Source organism: uncultured Rothia sp. (genome assembly GCF_963544205.1).
In the GTDB taxonomy this organism is placed as follows: Bacteria; Actinomycetota; Actinomycetes; order Actinomycetales; family Micrococcaceae; genus Rothia.
Genome location: NZ_CAUUDY010000010.1, coordinates 57,565 through 71,550 on the forward strand (window position 1 = coordinate 57,565; position 13,986 = coordinate 71,550).

Annotated in this window: 11 protein-coding genes, 1 tRNA gene and 1 riboswitch; of the genes, 7 read left to right on the top strand and 5 right to left on the bottom strand. The window is 60.3% G+C overall.

All coding sequences use genetic code 11. The features are described 5' to 3' along the window. Window positions 1-94: 94 nt before the first annotated feature. The 3 genes from RWZ58_RS06365 to RWZ58_RS06375 all read right to left on the bottom strand — a co-directional run bounded on the left by RWZ58_RS06365 (window position 95) and on the right by RWZ58_RS06375 (window position 2,649). Window positions 95-1,594, bottom strand: coding sequence for a sensor histidine kinase (locus RWZ58_RS06365; RefSeq protein ID WP_294458811.1), 1,500 nt, complete (start codon window positions 1,592-1,594; stop codon window positions 95-97). Between the two features lies 1 nt (window position 1,595). After that, a complete protein-coding gene (locus RWZ58_RS06370) occupies window positions 1,596-2,300 on the bottom strand; it encodes a response regulator transcription factor (protein WP_005504528.1) in 705 nt (234 codons plus the stop codon). A gap of 76 nt (window positions 2,301-2,376) precedes the next feature. Then, window positions 2,377-2,649, bottom strand: coding sequence for a hypothetical protein (locus RWZ58_RS06375; RefSeq protein WP_314658052.1), 273 nt, complete (start codon window positions 2,647-2,649; stop codon window positions 2,377-2,379). Window positions 2,650-2,790: 141 nt separating this feature from the next. Here RWZ58_RS06375 and RWZ58_RS06380 point away from each other — a divergent pair, with 141 nt between their 5' ends. The 3 genes from RWZ58_RS06380 to RWZ58_RS06390 all read left to right on the top strand — a co-directional run bounded on the left by RWZ58_RS06380 (window position 2,791) and on the right by RWZ58_RS06390 (window position 5,926). Further along, on the top strand, window positions 2,791-3,555 hold the full coding sequence (locus tag RWZ58_RS06380; RefSeq protein WP_314658053.1) for a DUF3027 domain-containing protein: 765 nt from the start codon (window positions 2,791-2,793) through the stop codon (window positions 3,553-3,555). Window positions 3,556-3,763: 208 nt separating this feature from the next. Further along, entirely contained in the window at window positions 3,764-4,468 is a 705-nt protein-coding gene (locus RWZ58_RS06385) for a metal-dependent transcriptional regulator (protein WP_049346095.1), read from the top strand. Between the two features lie 608 nt (window positions 4,469-5,076). Then, window positions 5,077-5,236: riboswitch (cyclic di-AMP (ydaO/yuaA leader) on the top strand. Further along, window positions 5,237-5,926 carry a C40 family peptidase gene (locus tag RWZ58_RS06390; RefSeq protein ID WP_314658054.1) on the top strand — a complete coding sequence of 230 codons (690 nt, stop codon included), beginning with the start codon at window positions 5,237-5,239 and terminating at the stop codon, window positions 5,924-5,926. 196 nt (window positions 5,927-6,122) lie between these two features. Here the strand turns inward: RWZ58_RS06390 and RWZ58_RS06395 are convergent, their stop codons facing one another. Further along, window positions 6,123-7,151, bottom strand: a complete 1,029-nt coding sequence (locus RWZ58_RS06395) for a DUF4031 domain-containing protein (protein ID WP_314658055.1) — start codon at window positions 7,149-7,151, stop codon at window positions 6,123-6,125. A gap of 119 nt (window positions 7,152-7,270) precedes the next feature. On the opposite strand from RWZ58_RS06395, the gene RWZ58_RS06400 reads away from it, so the two are divergent. Continuing rightward, a tRNA-Arg gene (locus RWZ58_RS06400) sits at window positions 7,271-7,343 on the top strand. Between the two features lie 109 nt (window positions 7,344-7,452). Here the strand turns inward: RWZ58_RS06400 and RWZ58_RS06405 are convergent. Next, window positions 7,453-8,313: a VOC family protein gene (locus tag RWZ58_RS06405; protein ID WP_314658056.1), complete on the bottom strand. Its 861-nt coding sequence runs from the start codon at window positions 8,311-8,313 to the stop codon at window positions 7,453-7,455. Window positions 8,314-8,457: 144 nt separating this feature from the next. Here RWZ58_RS06405 and RWZ58_RS06410 point away from each other — a divergent pair, with 144 nt between their 5' ends. From RWZ58_RS06410 to sucD, 3 genes are all read left to right on the top strand, one after another. Beyond that, window positions 8,458-11,406, top strand: coding sequence for a UvrD-helicase domain-containing protein (locus RWZ58_RS06410; RefSeq protein ID WP_314658057.1), 2,949 nt, complete (start codon window positions 8,458-8,460; stop codon window positions 11,404-11,406). 458 nt (window positions 11,407-11,864) lie between these two features. Continuing rightward, the gene (gene sucC, locus RWZ58_RS06415) at window positions 11,865-13,031 is read left to right on the top strand and encodes an ADP-forming succinate--CoA ligase subunit beta (protein ID WP_105360621.1); all 1,167 of its coding nucleotides are present in this window, start codon (window positions 11,865-11,867) and stop codon (window positions 13,029-13,031) included. Between the two features lie 29 nt (window positions 13,032-13,060). After that, window positions 13,061-13,978, top strand: coding sequence for a succinate--CoA ligase subunit alpha (sucD, locus tag RWZ58_RS06420; protein WP_005508195.1), 918 nt, complete (start codon window positions 13,061-13,063; stop codon window positions 13,976-13,978). The last annotated feature ends 8 nt before the right edge of the window (window positions 13,979-13,986 follow it).

Sequence of the window (13,986 nt, forward strand, 5' to 3'; positions counted from 1 at the left end):
CCAGCCTGAAAATGACGCCGCCATGACGCGCACAGCAAAACCCCCGAACCGTAGAACACTCAAGTTCCACAATCCGGGGGTTTATGCATCAGTGCTACTTCATCAGCTGATCGTCCGAGACGGGCGGCGGGTAGAACGGCAAAGAAATCACGAAGGTAGCGCCGCCACCGTCGGTCTCTTCAATGTGGATCCTCCCCTCGTGCTGCTCAATAATCGCAGCCACAATGGACAGACCCAGACCCGTACCGCCGGTCTCACGCGAACGCGAGGTGTCGGTGCGGTAGAAGCGCTCGAACACGCGCTCGCGGTCCTCGCCGTGAATGCCGGGGCCGTGGTCGCGCACCTCCAGCACGGAGAGCGGGAAGCCGGGAACCTCTTCGCGCACGCCCACCGCAATCTCCAGGGGAGAGCCGTCGGGGGTGTAACGCATGGCGTTGGTCAGCAGGTTCGCCACGACCTGACGCAGGCGTGATTCGTCGCCGAGCACGGTTGCGGAGGTCGGCGCCACCTCTTCATTCAGACCCACCAGGGACACCGCACGATCGGGTGCCGTAGCGTAGGCGTCGTTACTAGCGTCCACCGCGAGGTTGAACAGGTCGAAGGGCGCCAGCTTGGATTCGCGGCGCTCATCAATACGTGCCAGGGTCAGCAGGTCTTCCACGAGCTGGCCCATACGCTTGGACTCCGATTCGATGCGGCTCATCGCGGTTGCGACAGCCTCATCGGTGGGCAGAGCGCCCTGACGGTACAGCTCCGAGTAGCCTCGAATACTGACCAGCGGGGTGCGCAGCTCATGCGAAGCGTCACCCACGAAGCGGCGCATTTTCGCCTCGCTCTTCTCGCGGGCTTTGAAGAGCACCTCAATTTGGGCGAGCATCGTGTTCAGCGAGACCGCGAGGTTACCAATCTCGTTGCTGGGGTTGTAGTCCTCAATACGCTGCGAGAGGTCGCCAGCGGCAATCTTGGCGGCGGTCTGCTCCACACGCGCGAGCGGTTCGAAGGTGCGGGTCACAATCACCCAGGTCATCGCAATCGCGGAGGCGAGAGTCGCCAAACCAAACGCGAAGGTCAGCACGCCCACGAGGGCAACAACCTGGTTGGTCTGCTTCAACGGCATGGCAATAATCAGGGATGCCGCCTCCGTCAGCCCGGAGGAATCATTCGACTCGATGGGTACGGCGAGCACACGCCAATCGGAGGAACTACCCACCGAATTGACGGTGACCGCCTCCTCGTTTTGCTTGCGAACCTTCTCTTCGGTCCAGCCCTGCAGCGCCGGCTCGCTGAACTGTTCACTGTCCTCGGACTTGAGCGAGTACAGTACGTTGCCGTCCTTATCGAGCAGGTACAGGCGGTAGGTGCTCAGGGATTGCTCCTGATTGCCGGAGGGGCGCACGGTCGCCAACTGCACGAGCGAGGGGGCGCTGTTCTTCATCTCTTCGTCCAGCTGGTGCACCATCTGGGCGCGCAGAGCGGAAATTGCCACCAGGCTCGTCACCGCGATGGAGAGGGCGATGAGCATGGAGGTGATGAGCACTAGCTGGGTGCGAAGGGAGAGAGACTGAGGGATCCGGTCGAGGGGTTTGAGCGCCACGTTAGCCTCGAGAACCGCGAATCATGTAGCCCACACCGCGCTTGGTGTGGATGAGCGGCTCGTGGTTTTCGCGGTTGTTGTCAATCTTGCGGCGCAGGTACGAAATGTAGGACTCGACGATGGAGGAGTCGCCGTTGAAGTCGTACTCCCACACATGGTCGAGGATCTGTGCCTTGGACAGCACGCGGTTGGCGTTGAGCATCAGGTAGTGCAGCAGGTTGAACTCGGTGGGGGAGAGGTCAATCTCTTCGTCACCGAGGAACACCTCGTGGGTGTCCACGTTCAGGGTGAGGGCGTCAACGCGCAGTACGGCGTCGTCCTCTTCCTGGACGCTACGGCTACGGCGCAGAATGGCGCGGATGCGGGCAATAACCTCGTCGAGGGAGAAGGGCTTGGTGACGTAGTCGTCGCCGCCAGCGCCCAGACCGGTGACCTTGTCCTCGGTGGCGTCCTTCGCGGTCAGGAAGAGCACGGGGGTGGTGGTGCCGTTTTCGCGCAGGCGGCGGGTTACCTCGAAGCCGTCCATGCCGGGCATCATGACGTCCAAGACGATGAGGTCGGGGTTTTCGGCGTGTGCCTTTTCGAGGGCTTCGCGGCCGTTGCCGGCGGTGACTACTTCAAAACCGGCGAAACGCAGGGAGGTGGCGAGCAGTTCAAGAATGTTGAACTCGTCATCGACGACTAGGAGTTTTGCTTCAGCAGACATACTCTATCTTTCTCTCTGAATGGCAGGCTGTACTTGATAAGTGAATGATGTGTGTGTGAGCTTGCGGCTCAAATTTTTATGCCTTGTTGCGGCGCATGACCGACAGAATAAGTGCGGCCATGAGGGCAATAAAGGCGACGGGGAGGAGGACCAGCGGAATCTGGCTCATGAGGGCGGGCGGCGCTGCCCCAACCCACTTCATCACGAGCATGGCGACTCCGGTGAGCAGGCAAATCAGGGCGAGAAGCGCACCGCCTGCGCCGAGCCAGCGGATGGCTCCAGCGTAGGGAAGGGGCGCGGGCGCCTGGTCTGCGGTATTGCGCGTGTCCTGTACGGGTTCATTACTCATGAATTTAACGGTATCAGCTCACACACAGCTGTTCGTGGGCGAAGCCCCAGATTTAGCGGTTTGAGACCCAAATTCACAGCGTATGTGAAGCTTGGGGGTACGGCCGCACTGTTTGCGCACGCGAGATGCTTTAATAGGGGTATGTCTGAACAGGTTATTGAACTGCTCCCCGAAACTACGCCCGCTACTGACGCGCCTGCAGAGTCCGTTGTGCCTTCTGCCGCGCTTGAGAGCACCGACGAGGGTAGCGCTGTACCTGCTGAGACTCAGCCCTCCGTGAACGCTGAGGAGACTGAGGCGGCTGATACGCCCGCTGAGGAATCTACCTCTGAGGAATCTGCCTCCGGGGAATCTGCTGCCGAAGAAACCGCACAGAACGAAGACTCCACCCCCGACCCCTTCACCCCGCTGGATGAAGAGGTAGGCGCCCCCTCCCTGGGTGTTCCGCACAAGCTGCGCCGCACCTCCAAGGTGGATGAGATTCTTGCCGCCGCCAAGGATGTGGCTTTGCAGGGCGTTCAGGAAATCGCCCCGGCACACGCTATCGGCCTGGTGCACCACGTGCGCGCCGAGGAAGAGCGTCTGAGCACGCACCTTTTCGAGTGCACCCTGCCCGGTTACCGCGGCTGGTTCTGGTTTGCGACCCTCTCGCGTGCGCCTCGTTCCCGCGTGGCAACGATCTGCGAGGTGGGCCTGCTACCCGGCGACGACGCGCTGATTGCGCCGGATTGGGTGCCGTGGGCTGACCGCGTTCGCCCGGAAGACCTGGAGGAGAACGCCACGCAGGAGAACGCAGAGTCTGCTGAAACCACTGAAGCAGAGGAATCTGCTGAGCTTGCAGAGAACAAAGCGGAAGAGAACGAATCTGCCGTGGAAGAAACCGCTGAGGCTGAGTCCGCAGAGTAAGCCTACCGTCTACTCCTCTTAATAAGGGGTGGGTTAGCAAAAGCGTATATATAAGGTGTCTTGAGTCGTCCAATGAGTTTTCATTGGGCGACTCAATGACTTAAGCCGTGGCAAAAGCCGCTGAAAAAGTACATAATAGATTATTGAATAAGTAACGACTTAGGCAGTGCTATCTAAGTACTGTTGCGGTGAAAGCTGGGAGAGATATATGACAGACCTCATCGATACCACAGAGATGTATTTGCGCACCATCCTCGAACTGGAGGAAGAGGGCATTGTCCCCATGCGTGCGCGCATCGCTGAACGACTCGAGCACTCCGGCCCGACCGTTTCCCAGACTGTGGCACGCATGGAGAAGCACGGCCTGCTCACCGTTGAGCCGGACCGCCACCTCGAACTGACCGAGGAAGGCCGCCATAAGGCGGTTGAGGTGATGCGTAAGCACCGCCTGGCTGAGCGCCTGCTCTCCGACATTATTGGTCTGGAACTTGAGTACGTGCACGAAGAGGCATGCCGCTGGGAACACGTCATGAGTGACAAGGTGGAGAAGCGCATCCTGGAGATGCTCAAGGACCCCAAGTTCTCCCCGTACGGTAACGCTATCCCCGGACTGGAGGACCTGGGTCACGCTAGCGAGAAGAACGACGAGCGTACCGTGCCCATGTCCCTGGCGGCACGCGACTCCGGTCCCGAGGACCGTTTCACTATTTCTCGCTTCCCCGAGTCCATTCAGACTGACGTTGAGCTGTTGAAGCTGCTGGCTGACGCAGGTATTGTCTACGGCGCTTCGGTGTCCGTGGTTGCCGGTCAGGACGATGACGTGATTGTTCACGCTGATGGCGAAGAGGACACCCTCTCCCTGGACATGGACGTGGCAAACGCAATTGTGGTCAAGCGCGGCGGCAACCTCTAAGCTCTAATTCTGAGAGTCCGCTAACCCAGTTCACGCTAAACGGTGGTATCGCCTCCCTTTGTGGAGGAGGTGCCACCGTTTTTGTGCACGTGTTAGGGCTGCTCGGTCTTGCGGGGGAGGCTTTGGGGAGCTGAGGTGCCTAGTGGACGGGGTATTTCAGAGTTTGGTCATGTGCGCGGGCACATATACTCCTCTCTCAGAGTTTTAGCAACTGCGCTTGAGTGCATTTTTCGGGTTTTTCGCTTAAATCTAAGGTTGAAACTGAGGGGCACGCCGGTTTCTGAGCGAGTAATGGGAGTAAAACCTTAAGAGACGAGGCTCATTTTTAAGAGTTTTGAACCCTGTCCTTAAGGGGTGCTGGTGCATTAAAAGCGAATGTGCATCCTTGTGAAACACCTAGTCAAGAGCCTTAAACGGTAGCTGTTGGTTCCATTGAGAGGGGGTCAAATGCCTGGAGTGCCAAGTTTTTCCCCCAGGGTGAAAGTCCAAAATTTAAGCCCGAATGAAGTGACAACTGGGAGTTTTCTGTGTATTCTCATTTCTGTGCCCAAATCCTAATCGTAAGAGGGCGCCGTCGAAGCGGTTCCGCTGAGTTCTGCCAACGCTTCGATGAACGTCTACCCAATATGGCAGAAGCGGGGGACCCAATCCCCAAGCTGGGATACGGCTTCTCAATCGAGAAGCCTCGGGGCTAAGTCACTTCGGTGGCCGAGCGAATCCATGCTCGAGTCCGACAGCTCACCTCGTCAGGCAATGGAGGAATTACTAATGGCTAAGAAGATCGTACGTACCGCAGGTGCAACCCTCGCAGCAGGCGCAATCCTGCTCGGCTCGACCGTTCCCGCGAACGCATTTGCGCAGATCCCCGCTGCTGCTGATCTGTCCTACGACTACACCAACTACGAGTTCGACTACACCAGCTACAACACCCCCGCAACCACCTACGTTGCACCTCAGGCTCAGGCACAGCAGGCTTACGTTGCTCCCGCAGCAGCTGAGGCTCCCGCTGCACCCGCAGTTGAGACCACCTACGTAGCACCCCAGGCTGAGACCCAGCAGGCTTACGTTGCACCCGCTGCAGCTCCGGCTCCCGCTGCTTCCTCCGCTTCCACCGGTAACGCATCCCGCGACGCAATCGTTGCAACCGCAATGAGCGGCCTGGGTGGCGCATACGTTTGGGGCGGCAAGACCTTCGGTGCATGGGACTGCTCCGGCTTCACCTCCTGGGTTTTCGCTCAGCACGGCATCAAGCTGACCGCTTTCACCTACGCAATGAAGAACGAGCTGCGCCCGACCTCTAACCCCCAGCCCGGCGACATCGTCTTCCAGAACGGCTACAGCCACGTTGGTATCTACCTGGGCGACGGCAAGATGATCTCCGCTCTGAACCCCACCAACGGTACCCTGGTGCACCCCACCTCCTGGATGTCCGTTGACGGCTACTACACCGCTCTCTAAGCCTTAGCGCATAGAAGCTGGCTCTAGCCCAACATACTTCAAAAAGGCGCCTACCCCACACGGGGTGGGCGCCTTTTGCGTGCCCGAGATTTGTGTATCCGAGATGTGTGTACCCGGGAGGTTCCACAAAAATACCGCCGAGAGTGCACCTTGGCGTGGGTGCATTCTCGGCGGTATGTGTTTGAGGTGTATGCGGCTAGGATGCCAGAGCCTGCAGAAGCCTCTGCGGGTCACGCCCCCACTCGCTGAGCTCAGTACACAGATTAGCCCGTGCATGCTCCTCCCAGAGCTTGAGAGCCTCTTCGGAAAGGAAAATGCGCTCGCGACCCAGGATAGAACGCAGGAAGGTCGTACGACCGATACGGAACGCCTCATCGTCAAAATGAGCGTACTCGCTACGCACCCCGCGCAGGTAGCGGCGATAGCGTGCCGAATCAGCCGCCAGGATAGCCATATCGGCATCGAGGAACAACTGAATATCCGTCGGTTCATAGCCCGCCGGTAGGTCGGCAGACTCGGGAAGCTCGTGGGTTGCCGTGGCACGCACCAGAAGGCTCACCATCTGCAGCTCCTGCTCGGTGAGCAAACCCGCGGTAACCAGCGGCTCCAGGGAAGTGCTCGCCAGCTGCTCGCTGCGGCGCTCATCCTCACCCGGTGCGCCCTCATAGACCGCGTCGTGGAACCACGCCGCCAGAATCAACACCAGGGGAGTAGAACCCTGCGCGCGATGCGCGTAGAGGCGATCCAGGTCGGAGAGCATCTGCGAAAGGTGCCCGCTGTGGTGGTAGGCGCGGTGCGGCTGCTCCCACGCCTGCAGCAGGCTCTCACCCAGCTCCGCCACCTGCGCCGTGAGTTGAGCCCGCAGCTCGGCGGGAGCCTCCACGTGCTTGAAGCGGGGCGTATTGAGACGGGGTGTAAACGCCGCCTCCCAGGCGCGAAGCAGACGCGGGCGAATCTTCTCGGGGCGCTCCTTGAGCGGAATCCGTAGACCGCTCGCAATGAGCGTGCGAGTCAGCTGTGCGCCGCTGAGCTCCTTCGCGCCCGCCCGTACTAGATCCCTGTAGAGGTGCGCCGGAACATCGTAGTGGTCGCGGTCGAAGGCACGCTCACTGATGCCCGCCGTTGCGGCGAACTCGTGCAGTTCCGCCAGGGACACATCGGAGATGAGGTGCGAGAAGACGGTGCCGTGTGCGGGCCAGGTGGGCGGGTCAATGTAGATGCTCATTCGTACATTGTAGGAGTGGTTCTGCCGCCGGGTGCGGGTGTCTTCAGACGGTGAACACAGGGCGGCGAACACGGGCTGTGCGGACTCGCGGTGCGGGGTGCTTTATACTGGATAGGTACGCCCTCGTAGCTCAGGGGATAGAGCACTTCTCTCCTAAAGAAGGTGTCGGACGTTCGAATCGTCTCGGGGGCACACAGAACCGGCAGTCATACCGGTACGAGAAACCGCCCGTCGCTTGCATTAGCAGGCGCGGGCGGTTTCTCTGTTTCTGCACGTAACGAGCACTCAAGAAAACACGTTGTTATAGCTGAGACAGGTCAATCTTGCCCATCAGCAGAATCTTCTCATGAGCGGCCTTATCCGCCACCAGCTCAGCAATATTGTGCGGGACAACCTGCCAAGAAATACCCCAGCGATCTACACACCAGCCGCAACGCTCTGCCTCAGGTATAGCCGAGAGCTGCTCCCAATAGTAATCAATCTCCTCCTGGGTACGGCACGAAAGAACTACCGAAACCCCCGGTGTGAATGTGAAATCGTGGAAAGTACCGGAATCAGCAGCCGCCATCCAGGTGCCGTGCAGGTTGAAGTCGGTAAACATGACCGCATCTGCCTCGAAGGGGCTACCTTCCGGATAGTGGTACAGGGTGCCGCGGCGGGCATCATCAAACATAGAGATCCAGCCGTTGGTGGCTTCCGCTGCATTGCCGTGATTCGTGCCGCCAAACATGAAAGAAGGCACGACGAAGGGTCGCGGGTCTCCTGCAGGGTTGGTAAGCATCAGCTGCCAGGTCATACCAAAACGATCACGCACCCAGGCGTAGCGTGGGGAGAAAGGATACTCACCCAGTTCCATCAGCACACCGCCGGTACTTAGCTCTGCGTAGAGTTCATCGAGGTATGCTCGCGCCTGCGCCTCACCACCGAAGAGGAGCGGATCAAAGTTTAGGATGCAGCTGATGGACTGGTTCGGGACGTACCGGTCATCACCATTAATGAGTGAGAGCTGGAAGCCATGGATGCTTAGAGCTGTCGTAAGTCCGGGCACCTGTTCAACGATAGAAGCATCGCGAAAAACCCTGGTATAGAACTGTGCGGCTTCGTCGGCTGAGCCATTGCACGATAGGGCTATTGAGAGGCTCGGAGGTAAGGTCTGGGTCATGCGGTCATCCTAGCATGACTATTCTGTGCCACCGGTGTGCCGTTGCCGATTTAGGTTGTGAGGCTGATTGACCGAACGGGTGGGAGCGGGGGAGTAAATGCGGTAGCATGGAATATCGAACGTGTATTCTAGGCAGCGAGGTAGATGATGAGCGACAAGCCCGAACAGCAGAAGCAGCCCTTCACCGAACAGGACGGCCTCTTCGCCGCCGAACTCGTCACCCCCGCAGCACCCGCACCGGCTGACCTTGCACCGGCTGACGAGCCGCCCTTCGACCCGTACTACGACGTACCCCCAGCCGAGGACGACTACTACGCCCCTCCCATGGATGCCCCGGTGATGGAGGCGCCCGCACAGGACGCACCCGTCGCTCTGCCTACCGGCATGCCCGCTTACGGTACCCCCGCTACCAGCGCGCCTGAACCCGGCGTGCCCGCAGCCTTCACCGCCGCAGACCCGCTCGGTGACTTCATGCCGCCCGCCTACCGCGTCGGCGGCTACGGCGAGGACTTCGACCCCGCCGACCCCTACGGTGAACGCACCCACAGCCTGAGCGCCGTGGACCCCGCCTCCCTCACCGCGGGGCTCAACGAACGCCAGGAAGAGGCCGTACTGCACTCCGGCTCGCCCCTGCTCATCGTCGCGGGTGCTGGCTCCGGTAAAACCCGCGTGCTGACCCACCGCATCGCCTACCTGCTCGCAACCCACCGCGCGACCCCCGGCCAGATTCTCGCCATCACCTTCACCAATAAGGCTGCCGCCGAAATGCGTGAACGTATTGAGGTGCTGGTTGGCCCGCGCGCCAAGCACATGTGGATTTCGACCTTCCACAGCTTCTGCGTGCGCGTGCTGCGCCGTGAGGCCGCCGCCCTGGGTCTGAAGTCCACCTTCACGATTTACGATTCGACCGACTCGCAGCGCCTGCTGAGCCTGATCATCAAAGAGCTCAACCTGGACACCAAGAAGTTCACCGCCAAGGCAGTGGGCAACCGTATTTCCGCGCTGAAGAACGAGCTGGTCAGCGCTGAGGCGTACGCATCCCGCGTGGCTAGCGATAACCCGTACGAGAAGACCATTGCGCAGATTTACACCGTCTACACGCAGCGTCTGCGCGCCGCCAACTCCCTCGACTTTGACGACCTGATTGGCCGCACCGTCTTCTTGCTCAAGAAGTTCCCCGAAATCGCGAACTACTACCGCCGCAAGTTCCGCCACATCCTCGTGGACGAGTATCAGGACACCAACCACGCCCAGTACCAGCTGGTGCGTGAACTGGTCGGTGCTCACGCGAAGGCGTCGGCTGACCGCGGCCCCTACCCGGACGCGGTGCCCCCGGCGGAGCTGACCGTCGTGGGTGACTCCGACCAGTCCATTTACGCCTTCCGTGGCGCGGATATTCGCAATATTACGGACTTCGAGAAGGACTACCCGAACGCCCACACGATTCTGCTGGAGCAGAACTACCGTTCCACGCAGAACATCCTCTCCGCGGCGAATGCGGTCATTGAACGCAACCCCGACCGCCGCCCCAAGAAGCTGTGGACCGCCTCCGGTGCGGGCGCGAAGATTATCGGTTACGTTGCCGAATCCGAGCACGCCGAGGCGCGCTACATCACCCGCGAAATTGACCGCCTTGCCGATGAGCACGGCGTGCAGCCCGGTGACGTCGCCATCTTCTACCGCACCAACGCGCAGTCCCGAACCCTCGAGGACATGCTCATGCGTGCCGGCCTGCCCTACCGCGTGGTCGGTGGCACCCGCTTCTACGAGCGTAAGGAAATCAAGGACGCGCTCGCCTACCTGCGCGCCCTGAGCAACCCCGATGACGACGTGAACGTGCGCCGCATCCTGAACGAACCCAAGCGCGGTATCGGTGCCAAGTCCGAGTCCGTGGTGGCTGAGTACGCGAGTGCGAACCGCATCTCCTTCTATGCCGCCGCCCGACAGGCAGCCGACATCCCCAGTCTGGGTGCCGCCGCGGTGAAGAAGTACGCAGAGTTCGTGCGCCTCATGGATGACCTGGCGCAGATTGCCCGCACCGAACCCGCCGCAACCTGCCTGGAAGCGGTCCTGGAGCAAACCGGCTACCTGGCGGCCCTGCGCGCCTCCAAGGACATTCAGGACGAGTCGCGCGTGGAGAACCTCTCCGAGCTACTCGACGCCATGGTCGAGTTCGAGACCGAGAACCCCGGCGCCGACCTGGAGCAGTTCCTCGAGCACGTGGCTTTGGTCGCCGACGCCGACTCGATTCCGAACCGTCCCGCCAGCGCGGAGGGTGAGAACGCCTCCGCCGCACAGATTGCCGCCGAAGCAGCCGAGGCGAAGGCACAGGGCATGGTCACCCTCATGACCCTACACACCGCCAAGGGTCTGGAATTCCCCGTGGTGTTCCTGACTGGCATGGAACACGGCCTGTTCCCGCACCAGCGCGCCCTGACCGACGAGAAGGAAATGAGCGAGGAGCGCCGCCTTGCGTACGTGGGTCTGACCCGCGCCATGGAGCGCCTGTACCTGACCCGCTCCGAGACCCGCACCATGTGGGGTAAGAGCCAGTTCAACCCGCCTTCGCCCTTCCTGGAAGAGATTCCGGAGGAGCTCATTGAGTGGAAGCGCACCGCCGGTTTCTCGGGATTTGGCGCCTCCGGTATGGGTGCGTATGGCGCTCGCGGTGGCGGTTCCTATGGTGGCGGTTCCTACGGTGGTTCTTACGGCGGCTATTCGGGCGGTTCCCGTTCGGGCTCCGGCGGCTACTCGGGTGGCTACAGCTCCGGTAGCTCGCGCGGCTCATATGACCCCTACGAGTCTCGCCCCGCACGCTGTTCTGAGCCGTCCATCGCTGATATTAACGGCTCGGCAAGCTACGGACTGGCGGCCGCTGCTGCCTCCTCGAAGGTGACGAACCGATCCCGCGTGCACCAGAGTAAAGAAATTCCGACCCTGGCGGTCGGCGATACCGTGCGCCATACCAAGTTCGGTGAGGGCCGCGTACTCGCCGTTGAGGGTAGCGGTGATAAGACCGTGGCGAAGGTTCGCTTCGGCTCGGAAGAGAAGCGTCTGCTGTTGCGTTATGCGCCGCTGGAGAAGGTGAGCTAACGCCTCAGGCGTGAGAACCTGACAACGCCGTTGGAGGGGCAGGTACCTGAGATGCCCGCCCCTCTTTTGTGGGCTGTGCCGGGCGTGTTGTCCGCCTGCTGAGAAGGGCTTCGGGGCTTTGTGGAGCACGGCGGTAAACACCGCATTTTCGCCGGTATTTCGCGGTGGATTGGGGAGCGTCAGCTCGGGTTAGTTACCCGATACGCGCCCTTTAGGTAGAACATACCCAAAATATTTGTGAGCTGAGTCGCTAAAATCTCAGATTTGGGGCTCTGTGAGTGCGAGCTCACGCCGAATCCGATAGAGTAGAGACGAGAGAAATTCCCCGCGTCAATGATGCGTGTGCGCCGGGTGCGAGAGACCCCTATCGCACCGTACCGGCCGCATGGGGGAACCTCCTCTAATGACCAGGCCGAGTGCACCAGTACTCGGCACCACTTCGAAGAAGAAGGACACCTGTGGACCTTTTCGAATACCAGGCGCGCGATCTCTTCGCAAAGCACGGCGTACCCGTGCTCAAGGGCATTGTTGCGACCACCCCTGAAGAAGCAAAGGCAGCAGCTGAGGAAATTGGCGGCCTGACCGTCATTAAGGCTCAGGTTAAGACCGGCGGCCGCGGTAAGGCTGGCGGCGTTAAGCTCGCAAAGTCCCCCGAAGAAGCTTACGAGCACGCTAAGGCAATTCTCGGCATGGACATCAAGGGCCACACCGTTCACCGCGTGCTGGTCGCTGACGGCGCAGACATCGCCGAAGAGTACTACTTCTCCCTGCTGCTGGACCGTGCAAACCGCTCCTACCTGGCAATGTGCTCGGTAGAAGGCGGTATGGAAATTGAGCAGCTCGCTGCTGAGCGTCCCGAGGCACTGGCAAAGATCGAGGTTGACCCGCTGGTCGGCCTGGACCAGGCTAAGGCTGAGGAAATTGCTAAGGCAGCAGGTTTCTCCGCAGAACTGCAGGAGAAGGTTGTTCCCGTTCTCGTCAAGCTGGGCGAAGTCTACACCAAGGAAGACGCAACCCTGGTTGAGGTTAACCCCCTCGTTCTGACCCCCGAGGGCACCATCCTCGCCCTGGACGGCAAGGTCTCCCTGGACGACAACGCAGAATTCCGCCAGCCCGAGCACGAGGCTCTCGTGGACAAGTCCGCTGAGAACCCGCTGGAAGCTAAGGCAAAGCAGTTCGACCTGAACTACGTGAAGCTGGACGGCGAGGTCGGCATCGTTGGTAACGGTGCAGGTCTGGTTATGTCCACCCTGGACGTCGTTGCATACGCTGGTGAGAACCACGGCAACGTCAAGCCCGCAAACTTCCTTGATATTGGTGGCGGCGCGTCCGCTGAGGTTATGGCTGCTGGCCTGGAAATCATTCTGGGCGACGAGCAGGTCAAGAGCGTTTTCGTGAACGTCTTCGGCGGCATCACCGCATGTGACGCAGTGGCAGACGGCATTGTGAAGGCTCTGGAGATTCTGGGCGACGCAGCAACCAAGCCCCTGGTTGTGCGCCTGGACGGCAACAACGTTGCTGAGGGTCGCCGTATCCTCTCCGAGGCGAACCACCCGCTGGTTGTTCTGGCTGAGACCATGGACTCCGGCGCTGACAAGGCAGCAGAGCTCGCTCACAAGGCGTAATCGCCAGCAAAGGATTTCAAGGAAGTAATATGTCTATCTTTGTGAACAAGGACTCCAAGGTCATCGTTCAGGGCATCACCGGTGGCGAGGGTACCAAGCACACCGCACGCATGCTCGCAGCAGGCACCAACATTGTGGGCGGCGTGAACGCTCGCAAGGCTGGCACCACCGTCACCCACAAGGCGAAGGACGGCTCCGACATCGAGCTGAACGTGTACGGTTCCGTAGCTGAGGCTATGGAGAAGACCGGCGCGAACGTCTCCATCGTCTTCGTTCCCCCGGCCTTCACCAAGGCAGCAGTTCTCGAGGCTATCGAGGCTAAGATCGGCCTCGTCGTCGTCATCACCGAGGGCGTTCCGGTTCAGGACTCCGCAGAGTTCTGGGCAGCTGCTAAGGCATCCGTGGACGAGAACGGCAAGCAGATCACCCGCATCATCGGTCCCAACTGCCCCGGCATCATCTCCCCCGAGGAGTGCCTGGTCGGCATTATCCCGGCGAACATCACCGGCAAGGGCAAGATTGGTCTGGTTTCCAAGTCCGGTACCCTGACCTACCAGCTGATGTACGAACTGTCCGACATTGGTTTCACCACCGCTATTGGTATTGGTGGCGACCCCATCATCGGCACCACCCACATCGACGCTCTGGAAGCTTTCGAAGCTGACCCCGAGACCGAAGCAATCGTCATGATTGGTGAGATTGGTGGTGACGCTGAGGAGCGTGCTGCAGAGTACATCAAGGCAAACGTGACCAAGCCCGTCGTTGGTTACATTGCGGGCTTCACCGCTCCTGAGGGTAAGACCATGGGCCACGCAGGCGCTATTGTCTCCGGTTCCTCCGGTACCGCTCAGGCGAAGAAGGAAGCTCTGGAAGCAGCAGGCGTGAAGGTCGGTAAGACCCCCTCCGAGGCTGCAAACCTGATGCGCGAAATCTTCGCAGCGAAGTAAACAGCATA

What these genes read in the sequence shown, in the direction of transcription:
- RWZ58_RS06375 (WP_314658052.1), bottom strand. Translation starts at nt 2,649, where the DNA reads ATGAGTAATGAACCCGTACAGGACACGCGCAATACCGCAGACCAGGCG.
- sucD (WP_005508195.1), top strand. Translation starts at nt 13,061, where the DNA reads ATGTCTATCTTTGTGAACAAGGACTCCAAGGTCATCGTTCAGGGCATC.
- RWZ58_RS06390 (WP_314658054.1), top strand. Translation starts at nt 5,237, where the DNA reads ATGGCTAAGAAGATCGTACGTACCGCAGGTGCAACCCTCGCAGCAGGC.
- RWZ58_RS06410 (WP_314658057.1), top strand. Translation starts at nt 8,458, where the DNA reads ATGATGAGCGACAAGCCCGAACAGCAGAAGCAGCCCTTCACCGAACAG.
- RWZ58_RS06395 (WP_314658055.1), bottom strand. Translation starts at nt 7,151, where the DNA reads ATGAGCATCTACATTGACCCGCCCACCTGGCCCGCACACGGCACCGTC.
- RWZ58_RS06405 (WP_314658056.1), bottom strand. Translation starts at nt 8,313, where the DNA reads ATGACCCAGACCTTACCTCCGAGCCTCTCAATAGCCCTATCGTGCAAT.
- RWZ58_RS06370 (WP_005504528.1), bottom strand. Translation starts at nt 2,300, where the DNA reads ATGTCTGCTGAAGCAAAACTCCTAGTCGTCGATGACGAGTTCAACATT.
- RWZ58_RS06385 (WP_049346095.1), top strand. Translation starts at nt 3,764, where the DNA reads ATGACAGACCTCATCGATACCACAGAGATGTATTTGCGCACCATCCTC.
- RWZ58_RS06380 (WP_314658053.1), top strand. Translation starts at nt 2,791, where the DNA reads ATGTCTGAACAGGTTATTGAACTGCTCCCCGAAACTACGCCCGCTACT.